Here is a 20,983-nt window from a genome sequence, read left to right on the forward strand (position 1 = left end):
CGCGGGCTTGAGCCTCACGCGGGCTTGAGCCTCACCCGGGCTTGAGCCTCACGCGGGCCTGAGCCCCGGGTCGCCCGCCTCCGTGACGAAGGAACCGGCGGTGGCGACGGGGGCGCCGGGCGTCGTGACGTACGGGACCGTGCGGAAGTCGGCGCGGGCGCTCTCCGTGCCGAGCGCCACCGTCACGTAGCCGCGGCGTCCGCTGTAGAACTTCACGTGCGGGTTGGCCTCGATGATCCGGTCGTAGTTGGACGGGCGGTCGGCGCCGTTCCTGCCGCTCGTGATCGAGGTGGTGACGATCTCGGTGCCGAGGGTCCGGGAGGCCGGGTCGCGGAAGTCGGCCTTGATGTCGAGGCCGATGCCGACGTGCACGTCGCCGGTGAGCACCATCAGGTTCTCGACGCCGGCGGACTCGGCGCCCGCGAGGATCCGCCGCCGGGAGGCCGCGTACCCGTCCCAGGCGTCCATGGAGACCGTGTAGTCGGCGGTCGGCCGGTCACGGCGCTCGGAGAACACGACCTGCTGCGGCAGGACGTTCCAGCGGGCCCGGGAGGCGCGCCAGCCGTCCAGCAGCCAGCGCTCCTGCGCGGCGCCGGTCAGCGTGCGCGCCGGGTCCTCGGTGTCGGGCCCGGGAGCGTGCCAGCCGTCCCCGTACGCCTGGTCGGAGCGGTACTGGCGGGTGTCGAGGATGTCGAACTGGGCGAGCCGCCCGAAGCGCAGCCGTCGGTACAGCCGCATGTCCGGACCCTGCGGGCGCTGGGCGGGGCGCAGCGGCTGGTGCTCCCAGTACGCCCGGTAGGCGGCGGCCCGGCGGAGCAGGAACTCCTCCGGCGGGACGTCGTCCTCGGAGGTGTCGCCCGCGTAGTTGTTCTCGGTCTCGTGGTCGTCCCAGGTGACGACGAAGGGGTGGGCGGCGTGCGCGGCGCGCAGGTCGGGGTCCGACTTGTAGAGGCCGTACCGGAGCCGGTAGTCCTCCAGTGTCAGGGTCTCGCGGTCGAAGACGCCGGGCAGGCGGCGGTCGGTGTAGGCGCGGGCTCCGCCGGTGGCGTTCACGGCGTACTCGTACAGGTAGTCGCCGAGGTGGAAGACGACGTCGACGTCCTCCCGCGCGAGGTGCCCGTAGGCCGTGAAGTAGCCCTCGTGGTAGGCCTGGCAGGAGACGGCGGCGAGCTTCAGCCCGGTGGTGCGGGCGTCGGGGGCCGGTGCGGTGCGGGTCCGGCCGACCGGGCTGGTCCACTCGCCGACGCGGAAGCGGTAGAAGTACACGCGGCCCGGGGCGAGGTGCTCGACCTCGACGTGCAGGGCGTGGCGGAACTCGGGGTGGGCGACGGCCAGACCGCGCCGTACGGTCCGGGTGAAGCGCTCGTCGTCGGCGAGCTCCCAGCGGACTCCGACGCGGCGCGCGGGCAGACCGCCGCCGGGCTCGAAGGGGCGGGGCGCGAGCCGGGTCCACAGGAGCACGGAGCCGGGCAGCGGGTCACCGGACGCCACGCCCAGCGTGAACGGGTTCTCGGTGACGCCCCGGCCGTCGAGCTCGGCGGCGGCCGCGGCGCCGGCCACGGGCAGCTGGGTGGCGAAGGCGAGCGCGGCGGCGGCGCCGGTGACGGTCAGGAACCGTCGGCGGGCCAAGTGTCGTGCGGCGGCGCGGAGTTCTTCGGAGTGGTCCTGGACGTGGTTCATGTTCCCCTCCCCGGACGGATGGTGCGCTTCCGCCATTCGAGGGGGACGGGACGACATCCCCTTGTCGAGTACAGAACATCCACGTGTCGGACGGATGAGTTCATGGGGCATGCGTCTCGCGTACGCTGCGCGCCCATGAGCATCGCAGTGGTGACGGGAGCCGGTTCGGGCATCGGCCGGAGCGTGGCGCTGGCCCTCGCGGCGGCCGGCTGGTCGGTGGCCCTCGCGGGGCGGCGGGCCGAGGCCCTGGCGGAGACGGCCGCGGCCCTGCCGGACGGCGACTTCCTGTCCGTCCCGACGGACGTCACGTCCGAGGAGGCGGTCGCCGCGCTCTTCGCCTCGGTACGGGACCACTACGGCCGCGTCGACCTGCTCTTCAACAACGCGGGCACCTTCGCGGGCGGCGGCACGCCGGTCGAGGACCTCGCCCCGGAGACCTGGCGCGCGGTGGTGGACGTCAATCTGACGGGCGCCTTCCTCTGCGCCCAGGCGGCCTTCCGCACGATGAAGGACCAGGCGCCGCAGGGCGGCCGGATCATCAACAACGGCTCGATCTCGGCCCACGTGCCGCGCCCGCACTCGATCGCGTACACGGCGACGAAGCACGCGATGACGGGCCTCACGAAGTCCCTGTCGCTCGACGGCCGCCCGTACCGGATCGCCTGCGGCCAGCTCGACATCGGCAACGCGGCGACGGAGATGACGGCCCGCATGCAGACCGGCATCCTCCAGGCGAACGGCGCCCTGGCGGCGGAGCCGGTGATGGACGCGGCGGACGTGGCGGCGACGGTGGTGCACATGGCGGCCCTGCCGCTGGAGGCGAACGTGCAGTTCGCGACGGTGATGGCGACGGCGATGCCGTACATCGGCCGGGGCTGAGCCCCGGTCCCGGGACCGGGGCTCAGGCCGGCCCCGGGACCGGGGCTGCGGCCGGGGGCGGGAGCCGTCCCCGGCCGGAGGGTCAGGCCTGGCCGGTCTCGAAGCGGGAGATCTTCCCGTCCTCGACGGTGAAGGCCCACTTGGTCCGCATCGAGCCCCAGGTGTCGTTGCGGTAGTCGGCGACGAGGGCGCGCCCGTCGCCGCCCTCGCTCACCACGTCCATGTGCCCCCGGGAGGCGAAGACCTCCCGGTCGAGCCACGGTCGCACGTCCCGGTCGGACCCGTCGTCGGACATGGTCACGTCCGGCGTGAGGACGTCGAGGAGACCGGGCTCGTCGTGGGCGTTGAGGGCCGTGACGAAGGCACGTACCACCGGATCACTGAGCTGCTTCACTGGAAGGGTCATGCCCCACCCGTACACCCGGCGGGCGCGCGCCCCGGGGAGCGGGGCCGCGCCGATGCCACCTATCGGCGGACGGGATCGGCCACCTGGGCCAGCAGAGCGGCCGTCTCCTCCGCCGGAAGGGCCCGTTCGAGCACCAGATCGGCGGTCATGCCGGGGAAGAACCGCCCGGCGGGCCAGTTGCGCCGGTACGAGGGCGGATCGAGAACGACGAGGCGCACCCCGTCGACCACGGGAACGTCGGCGGGGCAGCCCTCGTTCCAGATCCACTCGCCGTCGGCGCCGACGAGGTCGAACGAACCGGTGGTCGACGTCTGGCCCGGCATGTTCCTGCACATCGCGGCGGCCTCGGCGGAGGGCGCCTCGCCCGGCAGGTGCCCGCCTCCGACGAGGACGTCGGCGAGGAGGGTGTGCAGCTGGAAGTTGTCGCCGATGCCGGTGCCGCGCAGCGCGAAGCCCGCGCCGGTGGCGCGGTCGATCGCGACGAACGGTTCGTCGTCGAGGACGTCGAGGGCGTAGGCGAGGCACTTGAACGGGTCGTCCGTCAGCGTCCGGAGCCGGGTCACGGCATCGCGCAGCTCCGTCCGGCCCGGCGTGGAGCGGCGTACGGAGGCCGAGTTGAGCATCGCGACGCAGGCCATCTCGAACTGCGCGACGGACTGCCAGGCCATGACCGGCTCGAAGCCGATCCGCTCGACGTCCGCCTCCCCGAGCCCGTCCCCCTCCGGGTCCGGCAGCGGTCCGCGACCGGCTGCCGCCCAGCGCTCGCAGAACACGGCGGCCGACTCGAACGCCTCGCGGGCGGCGGCGAGCACCCCGGGCGCGCAGGCCGTCGGCTCCGCTCCCCGCTCGACGCACGCCCCGATCACCACGGCGACGACGGCACGGGGGCCGGGCGGGACCTCCGCCAGGAGGTCGGCGAGACGGGGACCCGCCGCGTGGAGCTCCTTGTCGCCGGCCTTCCCGAACGTACCGGTCAGCCGCTCGAAGGCCTTCTCGGCGGCGGCGACGTCCCGGCCCCGTACGGCCGTCTCGAAGGCCGCCACCGCGGCGGGGAATCGTCCTCGTCCGAATATCATCCGCGCACCCTAGCCGAGGCGCCGGTCAGGACCAGTCGCAGGCCTTGCCGTCGCCGTCGCGGTCGAGGCCGGACCGGTAGCCGGGCTGGCCCGCGTAGATCGGGGCCCTGCCCGCGGCGCGGACGGCGTCGCAGTTCTTGTAGTAGGCGAGTCCGCCACCACCGGAACCGGAACCGGAACCAGAGCCGTGGCGGTCGGGGTCCGGATCCGGGTCGGGGTGCAGCCGGGCGTAGTCCTCGCCCGGGCAGGAGACGCCGGGAGGCGTCAGGGAGAGCCGTACGGACATGGACGAGGGCCGTTCGATGTCCTCACCGGCCTCCGGGTCCTGGAAGCAGATCCGCCATTCCTCGTGACGGGCCGCCAGGTCCACGTCCGTGTACGCGACGGCGCCCCGGATCGCGGTGAGGCCCGCCTTCCGGAGGATCGCGGAACCGGCCGCGAACGTCTTGCCGACGACGTCCGGCACCTTGGGAAAGACCACGGCGTCACCGTCCCGCGGCGGGCACGGGCTGCTCTTCTCGACGACGGCGAACTCGATCCGGGCCCGCCGCCCCTCCTCGGTCGTGGCGGTCGCCCCGGCGGCCGGCTCCTGGAAGCACACCTTCCAGTTGCCGTCGACGAGTTGCGTCCTGTCGTCCTCGGTGGCGTCGTGCGAACGCGCCCGGAACCCGGCCTCGTACGCGGCCCGCGACGCCGCCTCCAGGTTCTGCCCGCCGTAGTCGGCGACCACCCGCCGCACCAGGGGCGTGGGCGTGGGGGTCGGCGGAGCGTACGGGGTGAAGGACGGGACCGTGCGGGGCTTCGGCGCGGCATCGGCCGCCGCCGGCCCGTCCGCCGACGGGCCGCCGGTGCCCACGGCCACGAACCAGACGCAGGACAGCACGGTCGCGGTCACCTTGCGCCCCACCGGCCAGCGGCAGCGCCAGGCCAGGAAGACGCCCAAGGGGGGCATCAGGACCAGACAGAGGACGACGGTCCCGGACCGCCGCCACCACGGCTCCTCCCGAACGGACCCCCGCCCCGGCTCCTCACCCACCCGACCCTGCCCCTCCCTGACGACGACTCGGCGCCACACAGGGTATGACCTGCGCGTTCACCGTCCGGGACCAGGGGGTGCCGAGGTCAGTCCAGGCAGAACTCGTTGCCCTCGGGGTCCGTCATCACGAGGTGTCCTGCGCTCATCGGCGGCTCGGGCTCGAAGCGGCGCACCCGCTTCGCCCCGAGCCCGACGAGCCGGTCGCACTCGGCCTCCAGGGCGGCCATCCGCTCCTCGCCCTGGAGGCCGGGGGCGGCGCGGACGTCGAGGTGGACGCGGTTCTTGGCGACCTTGTCCTCGGGCACCTGCTGGAAGAACACGCGGGGGCCCTCGCCCTCCGGGTCCTCGATGGCCGACCGGGAGTTGCGCTGGTCCTCCGGCACGCCGATCCGCGCGAGGAACTCGTCCCAGACGTCCAGCGGATCGACCCCCTCGGGCACCTCCACACCGGGCGGCCCGGGGTGGACGTACTTCAGCGCGTCGCGCCAGAAGGACGAGAGCGCCCTCGGGTCGTGGGCGTCGAAGGTGACCTGGAAACGTCGGCTCATCCGGACTGCTCCGTTCGTAGCGGCTGCGGCTGGCGAGGCGACGCTACCGAAGCCGGTGCCGCCGCGCCCGGCGAACCGGCGCCGCCGCTCCCAGTGCTCCGTCCGAATAGCGCCAGCGGCGGAGGCCCACCGCGCGCGACGCTGACGGCATGACCACCTACGCCCCGCGCCCGATCTCCCCCACCGCCCTCGCCGGCCTCCGCGTCACGGACGACGCCGGCCGGGCCTGCGCGCCCTACACCGTCACCGAGGGCGGAGACCCCCTCCGCTGCTGCCTGCGCCTGTCCGTGCCCGGCGAGCGGATCGCCCTCGCGGCGTACGCGCCGCTGCGCCGCTGGGCCGCGGAGACGGGCGCCGAGCCCGGTGCGTACGACGAGCAGGGCCCGGTCTTCATCCACGCCGCCGACTGCGGGGGCCCCGCGCCCTCGGAGGAGTACCCCTTCTCCCGCACGGGAGCGCTCCGCACGCTGCGCCGCTACGACGCGTCGGGCCGGATCGTCGGCGGCCGCCTCCTGGAACTCCCGGAGACCCCCGCGACCGGCTTCGACGAGGCCCTGACGGAGGCCTTCACGGACCCGTCCGTCGCCCTGGTCCACGTCCGGGCGGTCGAGTACGGCTGCTTCCACTTCGAGGTCCGCCGCCCCTGACCCCCCACGGAGACGGCCCCCGCCCGGACGGAGACCGGGCCGGGGGCGTTCGCACGCGGACCGACGGACGACCCGAGCCGTCGTTCCGAGCTGGGGGCGCGGGTTCCGGGACGGTCGGCAAGTCGGTCTGCGCCTCGGGGGTGATCGACCGGGCGCCCTCTCCGCACGGGGAACACCGGATCGCCCGAACCACTACGCTCCCGGCATGGACGACGAATCGCTCTCCCAGTGGGCCGAGCGTCGCGACGCGAAGATCGGGCATCTTCGCGCCGTGCCCCTCGTCGCAGGCGACGGCCCGAGGGCGTCGCATCTGAACCCCGATGCGCCGCGCGCGATCCAGCGGTGGAACGGCCACCTGTGGGAGGCGTACGGCTTCGCGGCGAACCTCGGGGAAGCACGGCGCATCCTGTTTCCCCCTGCCGAGGTCGCCGCGAGTCCTCAGGCGTCGCCGAAGCTCGGGCCCGGGACCGGCAGGCATCGGAGGCCTTCGGCGCCTTGACTCCGGGGCGGGAACGGCGGGCCTCCGCGACGGCGCACAAAGGCCCCTGATCTGCGATGTCGCGGATCAGAGGCCTTGGGAGGCAGACGAGTCGGGCTGTACGCCGGGTTCTGTGCCCCGGGACCTCGCGGTCGTCGGGGCGACGGCCATCCATCTAGGACCGGCGTTGCCGCCGGCCTCCTGCGGTCTACCCGCGGACTCGGGCGAGCAGCCCTCGAACATCCGCGCAGGGACACCGGGGTGTCCCCTCTTGACCTTGCTCCGAGTGGGGTTTACCTAGCCGCCTGAGTCACCTCAGGCGCTGGTGGTCTCTTACACCACCGTTTCACCCTTACCGAGGACCGAGGTCCCCGGCGGTCTGTTTTCTGTGGCACTGTCCCGCGGGTCACCCCGGGTGGCCGTTAGCCACCACCCTGCTCTGTGGAGCCCGGACGTTCCTCGGGAAGATCCGAGGATCTCCACGCGGCCGTCCGCCCGGCTCGTCTGCCGTGCCGACCATGCTACCTGCCGGGGCGGACGCGCTTGACCTTGCCGCAGCGTCAGGGTTTCTACTGAGCGCATGCGTATCGGCGAGATCGCCGCGCTCGTCGGGGTCACCCCCCGGGCCGTGCGGCACTACCACCAGTCCGGGCTGCTGCCCGAGCCCGAGCGGCGGGCCAACGGATACCGGGAGTACGGGGTCCGGGATGCCGTCCTGCTCGCCCGGATCCGGCGGCTGACCGAGCTGGGCCTCGGCCTCGACGAGGTGCGGGACGTGCTCGCGGACGACGAGGGGCGGGGGCTCGTGGAGGTGCTGGAGGAGCTGGCGGACGACCTGGCGCGGCAGGAGGCGGTGATCCGGGAGCGCCGGGAGCGCCTCGCGCTCCTCCTCGACGCGGCCCGCGCCGGGCGGCTGCCCGCCGACGGTCCCGTATCCCCCGAACTCGCCGCGCTCCTCACCGGTCTCGGCGAGCTTCCCGAGTCGCCGATGGCGGCGAAGGACCGGGAGATCCTGACCCTGCTCGACACCGTCGCCCCCGAGGCCGAGCGGGCCCGGCTGATGGAGCTGATGCGGGACGTGGCGGGCAGCGCGCGGGAGCTGTACGGGCTCCTCGACGCGCTCGCCGACGCGGCGCCCGACGATCCCCGGGTGGACGGGGCCGCCCGCGCCCTCGCCGCCGTCCTGCCCGACGGGATCGCCGTGGAGCTGCCCCCGGAGGGCGCCGGCGGCCTCGCCGACACCTTCTTCGCGGACCTCGCCCCGGCCCAGTCCGCGGCGGTGCGGCGGGCGATGGAGCTGGTGGCCCGGCGGTCGCGGCGCGCGGAGGAGGACCGGTGACGGACACCCCGCGCGGTCGCGTGCCACGGCTCCTGCGCTCCGTCGCGTACGCCGTGCTCCCCGCCGAGCTCGTCCTCCTCGTCTGTCTGGTCGCCGGGGTGCGGATCCCCGGGGCGGTGCTCCTCGTCGGGGAACTGTGCGTGGCGGCGGTCCTCGTCACCGAGGTCGTGGTCCTCCTCCGCCTCCTGCGGCGCGGTCTTCCGCTCCGGGACGCCGTGGCCGAGCTGGTGCCCGAGGCGGTGGCGCGCCTGGCCGGGCACGAGCTGCGGCTCATGGCGGGCCTGGGGCGGTGGGTCGCGCGCCGGCCGCACGGGGTGGCGGGCGCGGACGGCGTGTTCCCGCACGCCCGGGACCAGGCGGCGCTCCTGTACGGCTTCGCGTTCGTGTGCGTGGTGGAGACGGTCGGCATGTCGTACCTGCTCGCCGACTGGCCCGTCGCGCACGCGGTCGTCCTCGTCCTGGACGTCTACACCGTGCTGTTCGTGCTCGGGCTGCACGCCGCGTCCGCCACCCGTCCGCACACGCTCGCCGGGGGCGCGCTCCGGGTCCGGCAGGCCGCGCACGTCGACGTCCGCGTCCCGCTCGACCGGATCGCGAGCGTCCGCCGCGAGTCGCTCTTCTTGCACGAGAAGCGCGACGGCGAGCTGAACCTCGCCGTCGGCTCCCAGACCTCCGTGACGATCGAGCTGACGGAACCGGTCGACGCGCCCCGGCTGCTGGGCGCGCCCCGCCCCGTACGGCTGATCCGGCTGCACGCCGACGACCCGGGGGCGCTCGTCCGCGAGGTCACGCGGGCGCGAACAGCACCTTCGCCGTCCCCGGGTCCGCTTCCGACAGCCTGACCCTGAGCCACTCCCCCAGCGGCAGCTTCGCCTCCCCTCCCTCGATGCGGGCGACGACCGCCGGGTCGTCGAGGTGGACGGTGCCGACGGTCGGTTCGCGCTCCTTCACGTCGATGACGTACGCGTCGAAGATCTCGCCGACCCGTTCCCGCAGGAGCGCGGCCTCGACGATGTCGACGCTCTCCCGCTCGACGGTGTTGGCGCGGCGGGCGCCGGCGGCCATCTCGTCGGGGAGGGCGGGCAGCGCGTCCCGGACCCACGCGGGCGCCTCGTCCCCGGCGACCGCCGCCACGCAGAGCTCGCCCGCGTACCGGTCCACGAGGCGGCGCAGCGGCGCGGTGCAGTGGGTGTACTCGTCGGCGACGGCGGCGTGCACGGCCGGACTGGGGACGTGCCCGTCGGTGAAGACGGTGTATCCGGCGCCGCGCAGCAGGGTGGTGCACTCCTGGAGGAAGGCGGCGTGGCGCGGGTCGGCGGGGTCGGCGGAGCGGACGACGTCCGCGTACGAGACGTGGTGCGGCCAGGCGACGCCGAGGGCGTGGGCGGAGCGGCGCAGACGGGCGACGGCGCCGTCGGGGGCGGTGGGCAGGGTCCGCAGGATGCCGGTGCCCGCTGCGGTCATGAGGTCGGCGGCCGCCATGCCGGTGAGCAGGGAGATCTGGGCGTTCCACGCGTCGGCGGGGAGCGGGGCGCGGTAGGCGAGCGAGTAGGTGTGGTCGGTCTCGACGATCTCCTGTTCGGGCACGTTGAGCGAGATCCCGCCGCGTTCGGCTTCGAGGGCCTCGCGGAGCCGGCCGATGTCACGGAGGAGGGCGAGCGGCTCCTCGGCCGTCCCGTCGTCGATCTCCCGCTGCACGCCCGCGTAGTCGAGCCGGGCGCGGCTGCGGACCAGGGCGCGGCGGACGTCGGTGGCGACCCGGCGCCCCTCGGCGTCGAGGTCGATGCGCCAGAGCAGCGCCGGGCGGGGTGCGCCGGGGAGGAGGCTGGCGGCGCCCTCGGAGAGGACGGGCGGGTGGAGGGGGACCCTGCCGTCGGGGAAGTAGAGGGTGAGGACGCGCCGGTGGGCCTCGGTGTCGATCGCGCCGCCGGGGGTGACGAAGGCGGCGACGTCGGCGATGGCGTAGTGGACGCGGTAGCCGCCGTCGGCGCGCCGGGCCAGGTGCATGGCCTGGTCGAGGTCGGTGGAGCCGGGCGGGTCGATCGTGAAGAGCGGCAGGTCGGTGGCGTCGTGCGGGGGAAGGCGGGGCGCCTTCGCGGCGGCTTCGGCCTCGGCGAGGACGGCGGGCGGGAAGTCCTCGGGGATCGCGAGCTCGGTACGCAGTGCGCGCAGGGCGGCCCGCAGCGGAGCCTCGGCTGCGCCGGTCACGTGGAGGTGGCGGCGGGGCATGGACCGAGCGTAGGACGCGGGGTGGGGCGGGGCACGTCGAAGGGGACGGGGGTACGGGGACGGCGGCGGGGTGTCGCGGGCGGAGGCGGGGTGGGCGCGGCCGGGTGCCTGGTGGTGTCCCGGCACGGGGACGGCGGCGGGGTGTCGCGGGTGGAGGCGGCTGGTGGTGTCCCGGCACGGGGACGGCGGTCGAGGCGGGCGCCCGGTGGTCGCCCGGCACGGGGACGGCGGCCGGGGTGGGCGCGGGCGGGCGCCTGGTGGTCGCCCGGCACGGGCGGGGGTCGGTACCTCGTACGCTGGACGGCCGGGGCCGCACCCCCATCCCCGTACGGACGAAGGAGAACCACCGTGCTCGTGCTGTTGCCGCCCTCCGAAGGCAAGGCCTCCTCGGGGCGCGGGGCGCCGCTGAAGCCGGAGTCGCTGTCCCTGCCCGGGCTCGCCGAGGCGCGGGCCGCGGTCCTGGACGAGCTGGTCGAGCTGTGCGCGGCCGACGAGGACAAGGCCCGCGAGGTGCTCGGACTGAGCGAGGGACTGCGCGGCGAGGTCGCGAAGAACACCGAGCTGCGCACGGCGGGCGCGCGTCCGGCCGGGGAGATCTACACGGGCGTGCTGTACGACGCGCTCGGTCTGGCCACGCTCGACGCGGCGGCCCGTGAGCGGGCGGGGAGCTCGCTGCTGGTGTTCTCGGGTCTCTGGGGCGCGGTGCGGGTGACCGATCGGATCCCGTCCTACCGCTGCTCGATGGGCGTGAAGCTGCCGGGGCTCGGGGCGCTGGGGGCGCACTGGCGGGGCGCGATGGCCTCGGTGATGCCGGAGGCGGCCGGGGACGGCCTGGTCCTGGACCTGCGCTCGTCGGCGTACGCCTCGGCGTGGAAGCCGAAGGGGGAGCTCGCGGCCCGGACGGCGACGGTACGGGTGCTGCACGCGCCGACCCGGAAGGTGGTCAGCCACTTCAACAAGGCGACGAAGGGCCGGATCGTGCGGAGCCTCCTGGAGGCGGGCGCGGAGCCGGGCTCTCCCGCCGAGCTGGCGGAGGCGCTGCGGGATCTGCGGTACGTGGTGGAGGAGGGCGGGAAGGCGGGCGCCCTCGACGTGCTGGTGGACGAGATCCACTAGCCTCCGTTGCACTCTCCGCAACGCTCGTTGCGGGTGACGCTCGCCCTGGGCAGGATGACGCCCATGACGAGCGTCTTCGACCTTGCCCCGGACGGCCCCGTCGTCCCTGTCCTCGTGATCGAGGACGCCGCCGACGCCGTGCCCCTGGCGCGCGCCCTGGTGGCCGGCGGGCTGCCGCTGATCGAGGTCACCCTGCGCACCCCGGCCGCGCTGGACGCCGTCCGCGCGATCGCGGCCGAGGTGCCGGAGGCCGTCGTCGGCGCCGGGACCGTCGTCTCGGCGGCCGGGGTGGCGGACGCGGTGGCCGCCGGGGCGCGGTTCCTGGTCAGCCCGGGGTGGACCGGGCGGCTGATCGGCGCGATGCGGGACTCGGGCGTGCCGTTCCTGCCGGGGGTCTCGACCGCCTCGGAGGTCGTGGCCCTGCTCGAAGAGGACGTGACGGACATGAAGTTCTTCCCGGCGGAGGCGGCGGGCGGCGTCCCGTACCTGAGGTCCCTCGCGGGCCCGCTGCCCCGGGCCCGCTTCTGCCCCACCGGCGGCATCGCGCCCGCTTCCGCTCCCGCCTACCTCGCCCTCCCGAACGTCGGCTGTGTCGGCGGCTCGTGGATGCTCCCGCCGGACGCGCTCGCGACGCGCGACTGGGCGCGGGTGGAGGCGCTGGCGCGCGAGGCGTCGGCTCTGGGGCAGGGCCTCAGCCGCTGAACGTCACGCTGAGGTGGTCGGTCAGCGGGCGGTAGCCGAGGCGCTGGTAGAGGGCGTTGCTCGTGGGGTTGGACAGGTCGGTGAAGAGCAGGACCTGGGCCGCTCCGGCGTCGCGCGCGGCCCGGCTGACCGCCTCGGTGACACCCGCCGCGTACCCCCGGCCGCGCTCGGCGGACGGGGTGAAGACGAGGTGGACGCGGGCCTGGCCCTCGATCGTGCGGGACAGGGCGGCCATCGCGACGGGTCGGCCGTCCGGTGCCTCCCAGAGCCGGAGCCGCTGCCCGGAGATCCGCTCGGTGAGGAGGCCGGTGTAGTCCTCGGCGGGCTCGTGCCCCATGGCCACCACGAACGCCGCCGTCCAGACCGCGAGGAGCGGCACGTCCGCCTCGGTGGCGAGCCTCGCGCGGCCCTCGGGCGCGGGGTCCTGCGGGGTCAGCTCGCCGAGCCGGAAGAGCCGCATCCGGGTGGTGGGCTCCCAGGGGCGGCCGGTGGCCTCCGCGTACGCCTCGACGGCGGCGGTCTCACCGCGCACCACGGCGGGCCGGCGCTCGTCGCCGAGGAGTCCCGCGGGAGCGAGCGCGCGCGCCGCCTCCTCCGTGACGGCCCCGAACGAGGGCGCGCCGGACGGCGGCACCGCGAGGACGCCGGTGACCCGCCCGTCGGGCTCCGTCCACCAGCCGAGCCGCTCCGCCGTGTCCATGAGCGTGAGGACGGCGGTGTTGCGGGCGGCTTCGGCGGCGAGATGCCCGCCGGCGGCGGCCCGGAAGACGGCGGGGCTGTCGGTGAAGGACCAGGTCATGCGGGAGATGGTGGTACGGGCCCGGGGCCCGCCGCCACCGCTTTGTGCGCTACCGCAGGTGCGAGGTGTCGTTGAGGAGGCGTACGGAGGCGTTCCCGTCGGCGTAGTAGGCCACGGCCGAGATCGAGGCGGCCGACAGCTCCATCCGGAACAGGGACTCCGGCGGGGCGCCGAGCGCGAGCCGGACCAGGGTCTTGATCGGCGTGACGTGCGTGACGAGCAGGACCGTGCGGCCCGCGTACGCGGCGGTCAGCCGGTCCCGGGTCGCGGCGACGCGCCGGGCGACGGTCGCGAAGCTCTCCCCACCACCGGTGGGCGCGGCCTTCGGCGAGGCGAGCCAGGCGTCGAGGTCCTCCGGGTGGCGCTCCCGCACCTCGCCGAAGGTCAGCCCCTCCCAGGCACCGAAGTCCGTCTCGCGCAGGCCCTGCTCGACGCGGACGTCGAGGCCGAGGCGGGCGGCGACGGCGCCGGCGGTCTGGCGGCAGCGGGTGAGGGGCGAGCTGACGATCTCCTGGATCGTGCCCCGCGTGGCGAGCGCCTCGGCGACGGCCTCGGCCTGGCGCAGCCCGGCGGCCGACAGCTCGGGGTCGCTCCCCCCGCTCCCGGAGAACCGCTTCTCGGGCGTGAGCGCGGTCTCCCCGTGCCGCAGCAGCACGAAGGTGGCGGGCGCGCCCATGTCGGGCCCGGTCCACCCCTGCCGGGGCGCGGCGGGGGCCTGCGGCTGCGCGGCCGCAGCCGTGGCGGGCGCGGGCGGTGCGGTGTCGGGCACGGCAGCGGGCCCAGCGGTCCCGGCGGGCGCGGGCCCAACGGTCCCGGCGGGCGCGGGCCCAGCGGGTGCGGAGCCCGCCGCGTGTCCCGTTCGCGCCAGGGCGCCCGCCTCCGCCTCGAAGTCGCCGGAGGCCACCGAGTCCGCGATCGCCTCCTCGGCAGCGGACAGGCTGCCCTCAGACAGGCCTGACAGGCCCTCCCCCGGCCCGCTCCCCGGCAGTCCCGACAGGTCGTCCTCCCGCTCGCCCTCCGGCAGGGCGAACAGGCCGTCGTCCTGGACCGTGCCGGGTGCCGTCGGGCGCGTCACGGCGCCCGGCCAGGCGCCCGTGCCGCCCGTGGAGGCCGTCGGCGGGGAAGCCGTCGTGCCGGAGCCCGTCGTCGCGGAGGCGGTCAGTGCCGCGCGGGCCCTCGCCGCGCCGGCCGTCGCGTCGCCGGGCGGGCCCGACGGGGGCGGGGTCGCGGCGTTGCGCGCGGCGGAGGCGTCGAGGGCGGCCGTGGAGCCGGACGGCTCCCACGGACGGCCCCGCTTGCCCGCGTCCATCGCCTCGTTCGCGAGCCGGTCCGCGTGCTTGTTCCGCTCGCGCGGGATCCACTCGTAGCGGACCCGGCCGGACGGGAAGACCCGTCCGGCCTCGGCCGCGAGCGGCTTCATGTCGGGGTGCTTGATCTTCCAGCGGCCGGACATCTGCTCGACGACCAGCTTGGAGTCCATGCGGACGTGGACGGTGGCGTCCGGGAAGAGCTCCCGGGCCGCCTTCAGGCCCGCCACCAGCCCCTTGTACTCGGCGACGTTGTTCGTGGCCACGCCGATGAACTCGGCGGTCTCCGCGAGGGTCTCCCCCGTCGCCGGGTCGAGAACGACCGCGCCGTAGCCCGCGGGCCCCGGGTTGCCCCGGGAGCCGCCGTCCGCCTCGACCACGACCTCGCGCATTACAGGCCGGACTCCGCGGTGCGGACGAGGATCCGGCGGCAGTTCTCGCACCGGACGACCGTGTCCTTGGCGGCGGCGCGGACCTCGTTGAGCTCGGTGATGTTGAGCTCGATGTGGCAGCCCTCGCACTTGCGCTGGTAGAGGCGGGCCGCGCCCACGCCGCCCTGCTGCTCGCGCAGCTTCTCGTACAGCTTGATCAGGTCGGCCGGGACGGAGCCGGCGACGAGCTCGCGCTCCTTGGCGACGGAGCCGGACTCGGTGTCCAGCTCGGCCTGGGCGGCGTCGCGGCGGGCGGTGGCGTCGTCGGTCTTGGCCTGCACGGCGGAGACCCGCTCGGTCAGCTCGGCCAGGCGCTCCTGGGCGGACTCGCGGCGCTCCATGACCTCCAGGACGATCTCCTCCAGGTCGCCCTGGCGCTTGGCGAGGGAGACGATCTCGCGCTGGAGGTTCTCCAGGTCCTTCGGGGAGGACACGGCGCCGGAGTCGAGCCGCTGCTGGTCGCGGGCGGCACGCTGGCGGACCTGGTCGACGTCCTGCTCGGCCTTGGTCTGCTCGCGGCCGCAGTCGCTCTCCTCGGTCTGCGCGGCGACGAGCAGGTCGCGCAGCTGGGTGAGGTCCTTGGTGAGCGCCTCGATCTCGGCGTGCTCGGGCAGCGAGCGGCGCTTGTGGGCGAGCTGCTGGAGGCGGGTGTCCAGGGCCTGGACGTCGAGGAGGCGGATCTGGTCGGCGGGCGCGGCGTTCAGTTGGGGGCTCCAGGAGAGGTGTGGTGGGAGGACCAGGGGTCGGTGACCGTCTTCGAGACGTGGACGCGGAGGTCCCAGCCGTGACGGTCGGAGATCGCGTCGAGCTGCGCGGCGGCCTGCTCGCACCAGGGCCATTCGGTGGCCCAGTGGGCGGCGTCGACCAGGCCCAGCGGGGAGTGCTGGGTGGCCTCGGAGACCGGGTGGTGGCGCAGGTCGGAGGTGAGGAAGGCGTCGACGCCCGCGGCCCGTACGGCGTCGAAGAGGCTGTCGCCGGAGCCGCCGCTGACGGCGACGCGGCGCACGAGCATGCCGGGGTCGCCGGCGACGCGGATGCCCTGCGCGGTGGCCGGCAGCCGCTCGGCGGCGCGGGCGGCGAACTCGGCGAGGGTCTCGGGGCGGTCGAGCTCGCAGATCCGGCCGAGGTTGTTCTCGGGGACCAGGGGTCCGGTGATCCGGAGGTCGAGCGCGCCGGCGAGGGCGTCGGAGACGCCGGGCTCGGCGGTGTCGGCGTTGGTGTGGGCGACGTGGAGGGCGATGTCGTGCTTGATGAGCGTGTGCACGACGCGGCCCTTGAAGTGCCCGGCGGCGACCGTCGTCGTCCCGCGCAGGTAGAGCGGGTGGTGGGTGACGATCAGGTCGGCGCCGAGGGCGATCGCCTCGTCGGCGATCTCCTGGACGGGGTCGACGGCGAAGAGGACGCGGCCGACCTCGGCGTCGGGGTCGCCGCAGACGGTGCCGACGGCGTCCCACGACTCGGCCCGCTCGGGCGGCCAGAGGGCGTCGAGCTCGGCGATGACTTCAGACAGACGGGGCACGGAGGAAAGGCTACCTGCCCTGCGTGCCCCGCCGTCCTGGCCTGTGGACAACCGCCGCCCGGGCCCCTACTTCTTCACGAGGTCGGCGCGCAGGTCGTCGAGGACGCTGTTCGCGGCCGTGACGCCGAGGCCGAGGTACCAGGTCTCGTCCGGGACGTCCTTGGCGTGGCCGGCCTTGACGGCCTTGAGGTTCCGCCAGAGCGGGTTGGCCTGGGCGCTGTCCTTCTTGGTGGCCTTGGCGTCGCCGTAGACGCCGGTGAAGATCCAGTCGGCGTCGGCCTCGTCGATCCTCTCGGGGCTGATCTCGGCCGCCAGCTCGTCGATCTGCTGGTTCTTCGGCCGGGGCAGGCCGGTGTCCTCCAGGATCGTGCCGATGAAGGAGGCCTTGGCGTAGAGGCGGATCTTGCCGGGGAGGTAGCGGACCATGGAGACGGTCGGCTTGTCCGGGCCGATGTCCTCGCCGAGCTTCTTCGCCTTGGTCTCGTAGGTGGCGAGCGCGGTCTTCGCCTGGGCGGTCCGGTCGAGCGCGGCGGCGTTGAGGAGGTAGTTCTCCTTCCAGGTGAAGCCCGGGCGGATGGAGAAGACGGTCGGCGCGATCTTCGACAGCTCGTCGTACTTGTCGGCGGCGCGGAGCTGGCTGCCGAGGATGAGGTCGGGCTGGAGGTTGGCGATGGCCTCCAGGTTGAGGTTGTTGATGGTGCCGACGGACTTCGGGGCGCCGGCGTCCTTGGCGAGGTAGCCGGGGATGCCCTCGTCGCCCTCGGAGGGGGCGTAGCCGACGGGCTTGACGCCGAGGGAGACGACGTTGTCGAGCTCGCCGACGTCGAGGACGACGACCCGCTTGGGGGCGGCCTTGAGCTCGGTCGTCCCGAGGGCGTGGGTGAGGGTGCGGGGGAACTGGCCGGGCTTCGCGTCGGTGCCCATGGCCGCGGTCTTGGCGGCGGCGTCGCCGAAGTCCTTGCCGCCGGTGGCGATGTCCTTCTTCTTGCCCGCGTCCCCCGGCTCGGCGGAGCCGGAGGACCCGTCGCCCCCTCCGCAGGCCGCGAGTGAGAGTGCGGCGGCGAGGGCGACGGCGGCTGCGGTTCCGCGACGGCGGAGGGACATGGGAAGGCTCCTGTACGGGTCGTCCTGGCGGGGACACACGGAGGAGGAACCTCCGCTTAGGTTCGCCTTACCTTACTCACCGCGGTTCACTCCAGCACAGCCGCCCCCACGGACCCGGCAGAACCGCCGCAGGGCCACCCTTATGTGTGAAGTGAACCTGCTCGTGTTGTTCGGCTGGAAGTGCGAAAACTAGCTTCGTGGCCGGAGGTGACGAGTCGATGACAGCGTGTGCCATCGAGACCACGGCCGAGGACGACGACCGCGACCGCGGTGCGTCCTGGCCGACGGGGTTCACGATCACGGCCGACGGCGCGTACGCGGCCAGGCTCGCGGGCGCCGGTGACGCCCTGTACGCGGAGAGGTGGACGCTCGACGGCCCGGAGCCGTACGCCGTCCCGCTCCCCCTCGGCCAGCCGGAGGAGCCCGACGCCCAGCTGCTGCCCCTCGCCGACGGCCGGGTCCTCGTGGCCCGCCGGGTGGACGGGCGGCGCAGCACCTTCTCCCTGCTCTACCCCACGGGACCGGCCACCGGAGAGCTCCAGCTCGGCTCGGTGGAGGGCCCCGGCTCCGGGCGTCTGGTGCTGCTCCCGCCCTCGCCGGACGGCGTCTGCGCGTACGCGATGGGCGTCGGCCCCGACACGACGACGCTCTGGCTGGTGGCGGGCGGGGCCTTCGGCCCGGAGCGGGTGGCGGAGGTCAGGGGCCGCTGCACGGGCGGGGTGTGGCTCGACCGCACGGGCCGGATGCTCGCGCTCGACCGGCGCCTCGACGACGGGCCGGTGAAGGCGGTGGCCGTCGACCTGGAGCGGGGCGGGGAGGTGACGCCGCTGCTCCAGATCACCGAGGAGAGCGACGACCGGCTGCTGCTCGCGGACCCGGACAGCGGACTGCTGCTGATCCACTCCGACGCGCCGTCGCCGGGGCACGACCGGCTCGGCTGGGGCGTGCTCGGGAGTCTGCTGCCGGTGCGGTTCCCCGAGTGCCTGCGGCTCGACGACGCGGCGGTGACGCCGTTCGCGGTGCAGCCGGGGCAGGTGCTGATGCCGGAGAGCTGCGCGGTGGCGCTGCGGATCGACGCGGCGGGCGGCAGCTGGGTGGGCGCCTGGCGCCCCTCGTCCCGCCGGATGGCCCAGCTCGCGGCGCCCCGGGGCTGGCTGGCCGGGGCGGGCCTGTGGACGGCCGGGGGCGAGCTGCGGCTGCCGTACGCGACGCCCGAGGCGCCCTGCGGGCTGGCCGGTCTTGAGGTGCCGCCGGAGCCGGAGCCGGTGGTGGTCGTCGAGGAGCCGCGGGTGTGCCGTCCGGTGCCTCTGCAACAGGCTCCGCTGACGGACCGCAGGCCCGCTGGCTAGACTCACGGCCGCACCACAAGAGCAAGACGTACGGGGTGAGTTCCAGCATGTCGGAAGCAAGCACGGAGGGTACGGAGTCGAACGGCTCCGGGAAGCACCGCGGCGAGGCCTCGCCGGCGGAGGACTCCACGTCCTCGCCGCACGGCCGGCACCGCCGCGAGGCCGACGCCCGCGCGCAGTAGGAGAGTGGGACGAGCAGGGCCCCGGGGTCGCCCCCGGGGCCCTGCTCCTTCCCCACCACCCCTGTGGCTCAGTCCTTCTTCAGACCCAGCACCTCCGTCGCGGCGAAGGTCTCGCCCGCCGGGCGGGACGCGTAGTGCGGGGTCAGGAGGGCGTCCAGCTCCTCGTACGTGAACGCCTCCTTGGCCGTGTCGAACTTGGCCGAGACCCTCGGCCGCTCCACCACCGCCACCATCCCGCCGTGCACGACGAGCAGTTGCCCGTTGACCCCGGACGCGGCCGGGGAGGCCAGGTAGCCGACGAGCGGCGCCACGTGGTCGGGGGACAGCGGGTCGAGCTCGCCCTCGGCGGAGGGCTCGGCGAAGCCCGCGAAGACGTCCTCGGTCATCCGGGTCCTGGCGCGCGGGCAGATCGCGTTCGCGGTGACGCCGTACCGGGCGAGCGCGAGCGCCGAGGAGGTGGTCAGGCCGACGATGCCGCCCTTGGCCGCCGCGTAGTTGGGCTGGCCCGCCGAGCCCGCGAGGAACGCCTCGGACGAGGTGTTGACGATGCGGCCGTAGACCCCGGCCTCGCCCGCCTTGGCGCGGCCCCGCCAGTGCACCGCCGCGAAGTGGGTGGTGTTGAAGTGTCCCTTGAGGTGGACCCGGACGACCGAGTCCCACTCGTCCTCGCTCATCGAGAAGACCATCCGGTCGCGCAGGATGCCCGCGTTGTTCACGAGGACGTCCAGCTTGCCGAACTCGGTCACCGCCAGGTCGACCAGCGCCCGCGCCGTCTCGAAGTCGGAGACGTCGCCGAGGTGCGCGACCGCCCGGCCGCCGGCCGCGCGGATCTCCGCCGCGACCTCCTCGGCGGGCGCGGCGGAGGCCGCGCCCGAGCCGTCGCGGCCGGGCTGCCCGTAGTCGTTCACGACGACGGCGGCGCCGAGCCGGGCCAGTTCCAGGGCCTCGGCGCGGCCGAGGCCGCGCCCGGCGCCGGTGACGATCGCGCTCAGGCCCTCCAGGGGGAGTGACATCTCCGGTCGGTCCTCTCAGATCTCGATGCAGGTACGGAGGGCGGCGCCGGTCCGCATCTGCTCCAGGGCCTCGTTGACGCCCGCCAGCGGCACCCGGTGGGTGATGAGCGACTCCAGGTCGATGCGGCCGGCCCGCCAGAGCGCGATGGCCCGCTCGTACGACCGGAGCACGTCCCCGCCGCCGTACATGGAGGGCAGGATGCGCTTCTCGTCGAAGAACAGCTCGAACATGTTGAGCTGGAGGTGGTCGTCGAGGGCGCCCGCGCCGACGACGCAGAGGGTGCCGCCGCGCCGGGTCGTCTCGTACGCGGTGCGGGCGGTGGCGGACTTGCCGACGACCTCGAAGACGTAGTCGAAGCCCTCGCCGCCGGTGATCCGCTGCTTGGCGTCGGCGAGCGCGTCCGGGGCGACGGCCTCGCTGGCGCCGAACCTGAGCGCGGCCTCGCGGCGGGACTCGACGGGGTCGACGGCGACGATCTGGGCGGCGCCCAGGAGCTTGGCGCCCTGGATCGCGGAGATGCCGACGCCGCCGCAGCCGATGACGGCGACCGACGAACCGGCCTCCACCTTCGCGGTGTTGAGGGCGGCGCCGAGGCCGGTGGTGACGCCGCAGCCGATGAGGGCGGCGATGTCGAAGGGCACGTCGTCGGGGATCGGGACGGCGCAGCCGGCGTCGACGACGACCTCCTCGGTGAAGGTGCCGGTGCCGGCGAAGCCGAAGACGTCGCCGCCGGGGCGCTTGAAGTTGGGGATGCCGGCGTTCATGAAGCCGGCCAGGCACAGCTGGGTCTGGCCGCGCCGGCAGGCCGGACAGCTGCCGCAGGCGGGCAGCCAGCAGAGCAGGACCCGCTGCCCCTGGCCGAGGCCGGTGACGCCGTCGCCGACGTCGAGGATCTCGCCCGCGCCCTCGTGCCCGGGGATGAAGGGGGCGGGCTGCGGCAGGACGCCGCTCATGGCGGAGACGTCGGAGTGGCAGAGGCCGGTGGCCCGCACCCGGATCCGCACCTTGCCCGGGCCGAAGCCCACCGCCTCGACGTCGTCGAGGACTTCGAGTTTGTCCTGGCCGATCTCGTGCAGTACGGCTGCGCGCATGGTGCGGCTCCCATCAGGCGATCGGGCGATCGGGCGAATCGAGGGATCAGG

22 protein-coding genes and 1 other RNA gene are annotated in these 20,983 nt (G+C 74.7%); 9 read left to right on the plus strand and 14 right to left on the minus strand.

Features of this window, described 5'->3' with window-relative positions:
• Positions 1–48 precede the first annotated feature (48 nt).
• A complete protein-coding gene (locus tag ACFYXU_RS09255; RefSeq protein ID WP_376512683.1) occupies positions 49–1,680 on the minus strand; it encodes an alkaline phosphatase D family protein in 1,632 nt (543 codons plus the stop codon).
• A 102-nt stretch (positions 1,681–1,782) separates the two neighbouring features.
• Between ACFYXU_RS09255 and ACFYXU_RS09260 the strand changes: the two genes are divergently transcribed.
• Complete coding sequence (locus ACFYXU_RS09260) at positions 1,783–2,559, plus strand: SDR family oxidoreductase (protein ID WP_376512684.1); 777 nt, start codon at positions 1,783–1,785, stop codon at positions 2,557–2,559.
• Positions 2,560–2,641: 82 nt separating this feature from the next.
• On the opposite strand, the gene ACFYXU_RS09265 is transcribed toward ACFYXU_RS09260, so the two are convergent.
• The 4 genes from ACFYXU_RS09265 to ACFYXU_RS09280 form a co-directional block, all read right to left on the minus strand.
• Complete coding sequence (locus tag ACFYXU_RS09265) at positions 2,642–2,965, minus strand: nuclear transport factor 2 family protein (RefSeq protein ID WP_329855519.1); 324 nt, start codon at positions 2,963–2,965, stop codon at positions 2,642–2,644.
• Between the two features lie 59 nt (positions 2,966–3,024).
• Complete coding sequence (locus ACFYXU_RS09270) at positions 3,025–4,041, minus strand: hypothetical protein (RefSeq protein WP_389457090.1); 1,017 nt, start codon at positions 4,039–4,041, stop codon at positions 3,025–3,027.
• Between the two features lie 25 nt (positions 4,042–4,066).
• Positions 4,067–4,993, minus strand: a complete 927-nt coding sequence (locus ACFYXU_RS09275; protein ID WP_389457092.1) for an excalibur calcium-binding domain-containing protein — start codon at positions 4,991–4,993, stop codon at positions 4,067–4,069.
• 170 nt (positions 4,994–5,163) lie between these two features.
• Positions 5,164–5,625 (minus strand): VOC family protein, encoded by a 462-nt coding sequence (locus ACFYXU_RS09280; protein ID WP_361393855.1) that lies wholly within the window; start codon positions 5,623–5,625, stop codon positions 5,164–5,166.
• 149 nt (positions 5,626–5,774) lie between these two features.
• On the opposite strand from ACFYXU_RS09280, the gene ACFYXU_RS09285 reads away from it, so the two are divergent.
• Complete coding sequence (locus ACFYXU_RS09285; protein WP_389407337.1) at positions 5,775–6,272, plus strand: DUF1203 domain-containing protein; 498 nt, start codon at positions 5,775–5,777, stop codon at positions 6,270–6,272.
• A gap of 205 nt (positions 6,273–6,477) precedes the next feature.
• A complete protein-coding gene (locus ACFYXU_RS09290) occupies positions 6,478–6,771 on the plus strand; it encodes a DUF6087 family protein (RefSeq protein ID WP_389407336.1) in 294 nt (97 codons plus the stop codon).
• Between the two features lie 83 nt (positions 6,772–6,854).
• Here the strand turns inward: ACFYXU_RS09290 and rnpB are convergent.
• An RNA gene (rnpB, locus tag ACFYXU_RS09295) (RNase P RNA component class A) lies at positions 6,855–7,253 on the minus strand.
• A 77-nt stretch (positions 7,254–7,330) separates the two neighbouring features.
• Here rnpB and ACFYXU_RS09300 point away from each other — a divergent pair.
• Both ACFYXU_RS09300 and ACFYXU_RS09305 read left to right on the plus strand, forming a co-directional pair.
• Positions 7,331–8,089 (plus strand): MerR family transcriptional regulator, encoded by a 759-nt coding sequence (locus tag ACFYXU_RS09300; RefSeq protein WP_389457094.1) that lies wholly within the window; start codon positions 7,331–7,333, stop codon positions 8,087–8,089.
• On the plus strand, positions 8,086–8,931 hold the full coding sequence (locus tag ACFYXU_RS09305; RefSeq protein ID WP_389457096.1) for a hypothetical protein: 846 nt from the start codon (positions 8,086–8,088) through the stop codon (positions 8,929–8,931). The genes ACFYXU_RS09300 and ACFYXU_RS09305 overlap by 4 nt, the downstream gene beginning before the upstream one ends.
• On the opposite strand, the gene ACFYXU_RS09310 is transcribed toward ACFYXU_RS09305, so the two are convergent.
• Positions 8,876–10,318, minus strand: a complete 1,443-nt coding sequence (locus ACFYXU_RS09310; protein ID WP_389457098.1) for an RNB domain-containing ribonuclease — start codon at positions 10,316–10,318, stop codon at positions 8,876–8,878. The two genes, ACFYXU_RS09305 and ACFYXU_RS09310, sit on opposite strands and share 56 nt — an antisense overlap.
• A 348-nt stretch (positions 10,319–10,666) precedes the next feature.
• On the opposite strand from ACFYXU_RS09310, the gene yaaA reads away from it, so the two are divergent.
• A complete protein-coding gene (yaaA, locus tag ACFYXU_RS09315; RefSeq protein WP_384569573.1) occupies positions 10,667–11,434 on the plus strand; it encodes a peroxide stress protein YaaA in 768 nt (255 codons plus the stop codon).
• 63 nt (positions 11,435–11,497) lie between these two features.
• Positions 11,498–12,136, plus strand: coding sequence for a bifunctional 4-hydroxy-2-oxoglutarate aldolase/2-dehydro-3-deoxy-phosphogluconate aldolase (gene eda, locus ACFYXU_RS09320; RefSeq protein ID WP_376512701.1), 639 nt, complete (start codon positions 11,498–11,500; stop codon positions 12,134–12,136).
• On the opposite strand, the gene ACFYXU_RS09325 is transcribed toward eda, so the two are convergent.
• The 5 genes from ACFYXU_RS09325 to ACFYXU_RS09345 all read right to left on the minus strand — a co-directional run bounded on the left by ACFYXU_RS09325 (position 12,126) and on the right by ACFYXU_RS09345 (position 17,296).
• The gene (locus tag ACFYXU_RS09325) at positions 12,126–12,935 is read right to left on the minus strand and encodes a GNAT family N-acetyltransferase (protein ID WP_389457101.1); all 810 of its coding nucleotides are present in this window, start codon (positions 12,933–12,935) and stop codon (positions 12,126–12,128) included. The two genes, eda and ACFYXU_RS09325, sit on opposite strands and share 11 nt — an antisense overlap.
• Positions 12,936–12,984: 49 nt before the next feature.
• Entirely contained in the window at positions 12,985–14,634 is a 1,650-nt protein-coding gene (locus ACFYXU_RS09330; protein WP_389457103.1) for a bifunctional RNase H/acid phosphatase, read from the minus strand.
• On the minus strand, positions 14,634–15,377 hold the full coding sequence (locus ACFYXU_RS09335) for a zinc ribbon domain-containing protein (protein WP_389407365.1): 744 nt from the start codon (positions 15,375–15,377) through the stop codon (positions 14,634–14,636). Before ACFYXU_RS09335 ends, ACFYXU_RS09330 begins: the two co-directional genes overlap by 1 nt.
• Positions 15,374–16,192, minus strand: coding sequence for a Nif3-like dinuclear metal center hexameric protein (locus tag ACFYXU_RS09340; protein ID WP_389457105.1), 819 nt, complete (start codon positions 16,190–16,192; stop codon positions 15,374–15,376). The genes ACFYXU_RS09335 and ACFYXU_RS09340 overlap by 4 nt, the downstream gene beginning before the upstream one ends.
• A gap of 66 nt (positions 16,193–16,258) precedes the next feature.
• A complete protein-coding gene (locus ACFYXU_RS09345; protein ID WP_389457107.1) occupies positions 16,259–17,296 on the minus strand; it encodes an ABC transporter substrate-binding protein in 1,038 nt (345 codons plus the stop codon).
• Positions 17,297–17,514: 218 nt separating this feature from the next.
• On the opposite strand from ACFYXU_RS09345, the gene ACFYXU_RS09350 reads away from it, so the two are divergent.
• Together ACFYXU_RS09350 and ACFYXU_RS09355 are read left to right on the plus strand one after the other, a co-directional pair.
• Entirely contained in the window at positions 17,515–18,645 is a 1,131-nt protein-coding gene (locus ACFYXU_RS09350; protein WP_389457109.1) for a hypothetical protein, read from the plus strand.
• Positions 18,646–18,692: 47 nt separating this feature from the next.
• A complete protein-coding gene (locus ACFYXU_RS09355; protein ID WP_376512711.1) occupies positions 18,693–18,827 on the plus strand; it encodes a hypothetical protein in 135 nt (44 codons plus the stop codon).
• A 68-nt stretch (positions 18,828–18,895) separates the two neighbouring features.
• On the opposite strand, the gene ACFYXU_RS09360 is transcribed toward ACFYXU_RS09355, so the two are convergent.
• Both ACFYXU_RS09360 and ACFYXU_RS09365 read right to left on the minus strand, forming a co-directional pair.
• Positions 18,896–19,840, minus strand: coding sequence for a 3-oxoacyl-ACP reductase (locus tag ACFYXU_RS09360; RefSeq protein ID WP_376512713.1), 945 nt, complete (start codon positions 19,838–19,840; stop codon positions 18,896–18,898).
• A 15-nt stretch (positions 19,841–19,855) separates the two neighbouring features.
• Entirely contained in the window at positions 19,856–20,932 is a 1,077-nt protein-coding gene (locus tag ACFYXU_RS09365; RefSeq protein ID WP_376512715.1) for a Zn-dependent alcohol dehydrogenase, read from the minus strand.
• Between the last annotated feature and the right edge of the window lie 51 nt (positions 20,933–20,983).

The organism is Streptomyces sp. NPDC002232, from assembly GCF_042890295.1.
GTDB lineage: Bacteria > Actinomycetota > Actinomycetes > Streptomycetales > Streptomycetaceae > Streptomyces.

What these genes read in the sequence shown, in the direction of transcription:
- ACFYXU_RS09255 (WP_376512683.1), bottom strand. Translation starts at nt 1,680, where the DNA reads ATGAACCACGTCCAGGACCACTCCGAAGAACTCCGCGCCGCCGCACGA.
- ACFYXU_RS09260 (WP_376512684.1), top strand. Translation starts at nt 1,783, where the DNA reads ATGGGGCATGCGTCTCGCGTACGCTGCGCGCCCATGAGCATCGCAGTG.
- ACFYXU_RS09265 (WP_329855519.1), bottom strand. Translation starts at nt 2,965, where the DNA reads ATGACCCTTCCAGTGAAGCAGCTCAGTGATCCGGTGGTACGTGCCTTC.
- ACFYXU_RS09270 (WP_389457090.1), bottom strand. Translation starts at nt 4,041, where the DNA reads ATGATATTCGGACGAGGACGATTCCCCGCCGCGGTGGCGGCCTTCGAG.
- ACFYXU_RS09275 (WP_389457092.1), bottom strand. Translation starts at nt 4,993, where the DNA reads ATGCCCCCCTTGGGCGTCTTCCTGGCCTGGCGCTGCCGCTGGCCGGTG.
- ACFYXU_RS09280 (WP_361393855.1), bottom strand. Translation starts at nt 5,625, where the DNA reads ATGAGCCGACGTTTCCAGGTCACCTTCGACGCCCACGACCCGAGGGCG.
- ACFYXU_RS09285 (WP_389407337.1), top strand. Translation starts at nt 5,775, where the DNA reads ATGACCACCTACGCCCCGCGCCCGATCTCCCCCACCGCCCTCGCCGGC.
- ACFYXU_RS09290 (WP_389407336.1), top strand. Translation starts at nt 6,478, where the DNA reads ATGGACGACGAATCGCTCTCCCAGTGGGCCGAGCGTCGCGACGCGAAG.
- ACFYXU_RS09300 (WP_389457094.1), top strand. Translation starts at nt 7,331, where the DNA reads ATGCGTATCGGCGAGATCGCCGCGCTCGTCGGGGTCACCCCCCGGGCC.
- ACFYXU_RS09310 (WP_389457098.1), bottom strand. Translation starts at nt 10,318, where the DNA reads ATGCCCCGCCGCCACCTCCACGTGACCGGCGCAGCCGAGGCTCCGCTG.
- eda (WP_376512701.1), top strand. Translation starts at nt 11,498, where the DNA reads ATGACGAGCGTCTTCGACCTTGCCCCGGACGGCCCCGTCGTCCCTGTC.
- ACFYXU_RS09325 (WP_389457101.1), bottom strand. Translation starts at nt 12,935, where the DNA reads ATGACCTGGTCCTTCACCGACAGCCCCGCCGTCTTCCGGGCCGCCGCC.
- ACFYXU_RS09330 (WP_389457103.1), bottom strand. Translation starts at nt 14,634, where the DNA reads ATGCGCGAGGTCGTGGTCGAGGCGGACGGCGGCTCCCGGGGCAACCCG.
- ACFYXU_RS09345 (WP_389457107.1), bottom strand. Translation starts at nt 17,296, where the DNA reads ATGTCCCTCCGCCGTCGCGGAACCGCAGCCGCCGTCGCCCTCGCCGCC.
- ACFYXU_RS09350 (WP_389457109.1), top strand. Translation starts at nt 17,515, where the DNA reads ATGACAGCGTGTGCCATCGAGACCACGGCCGAGGACGACGACCGCGAC.
- ACFYXU_RS09355 (WP_376512711.1), top strand. Translation starts at nt 18,693, where the DNA reads ATGTCGGAAGCAAGCACGGAGGGTACGGAGTCGAACGGCTCCGGGAAG.
- ACFYXU_RS09360 (WP_376512713.1), bottom strand. Translation starts at nt 19,840, where the DNA reads ATGTCACTCCCCCTGGAGGGCCTGAGCGCGATCGTCACCGGCGCCGGG.
- ACFYXU_RS09365 (WP_376512715.1), bottom strand. Translation starts at nt 20,932, where the DNA reads ATGCGCGCAGCCGTACTGCACGAGATCGGCCAGGACAAACTCGAAGTC.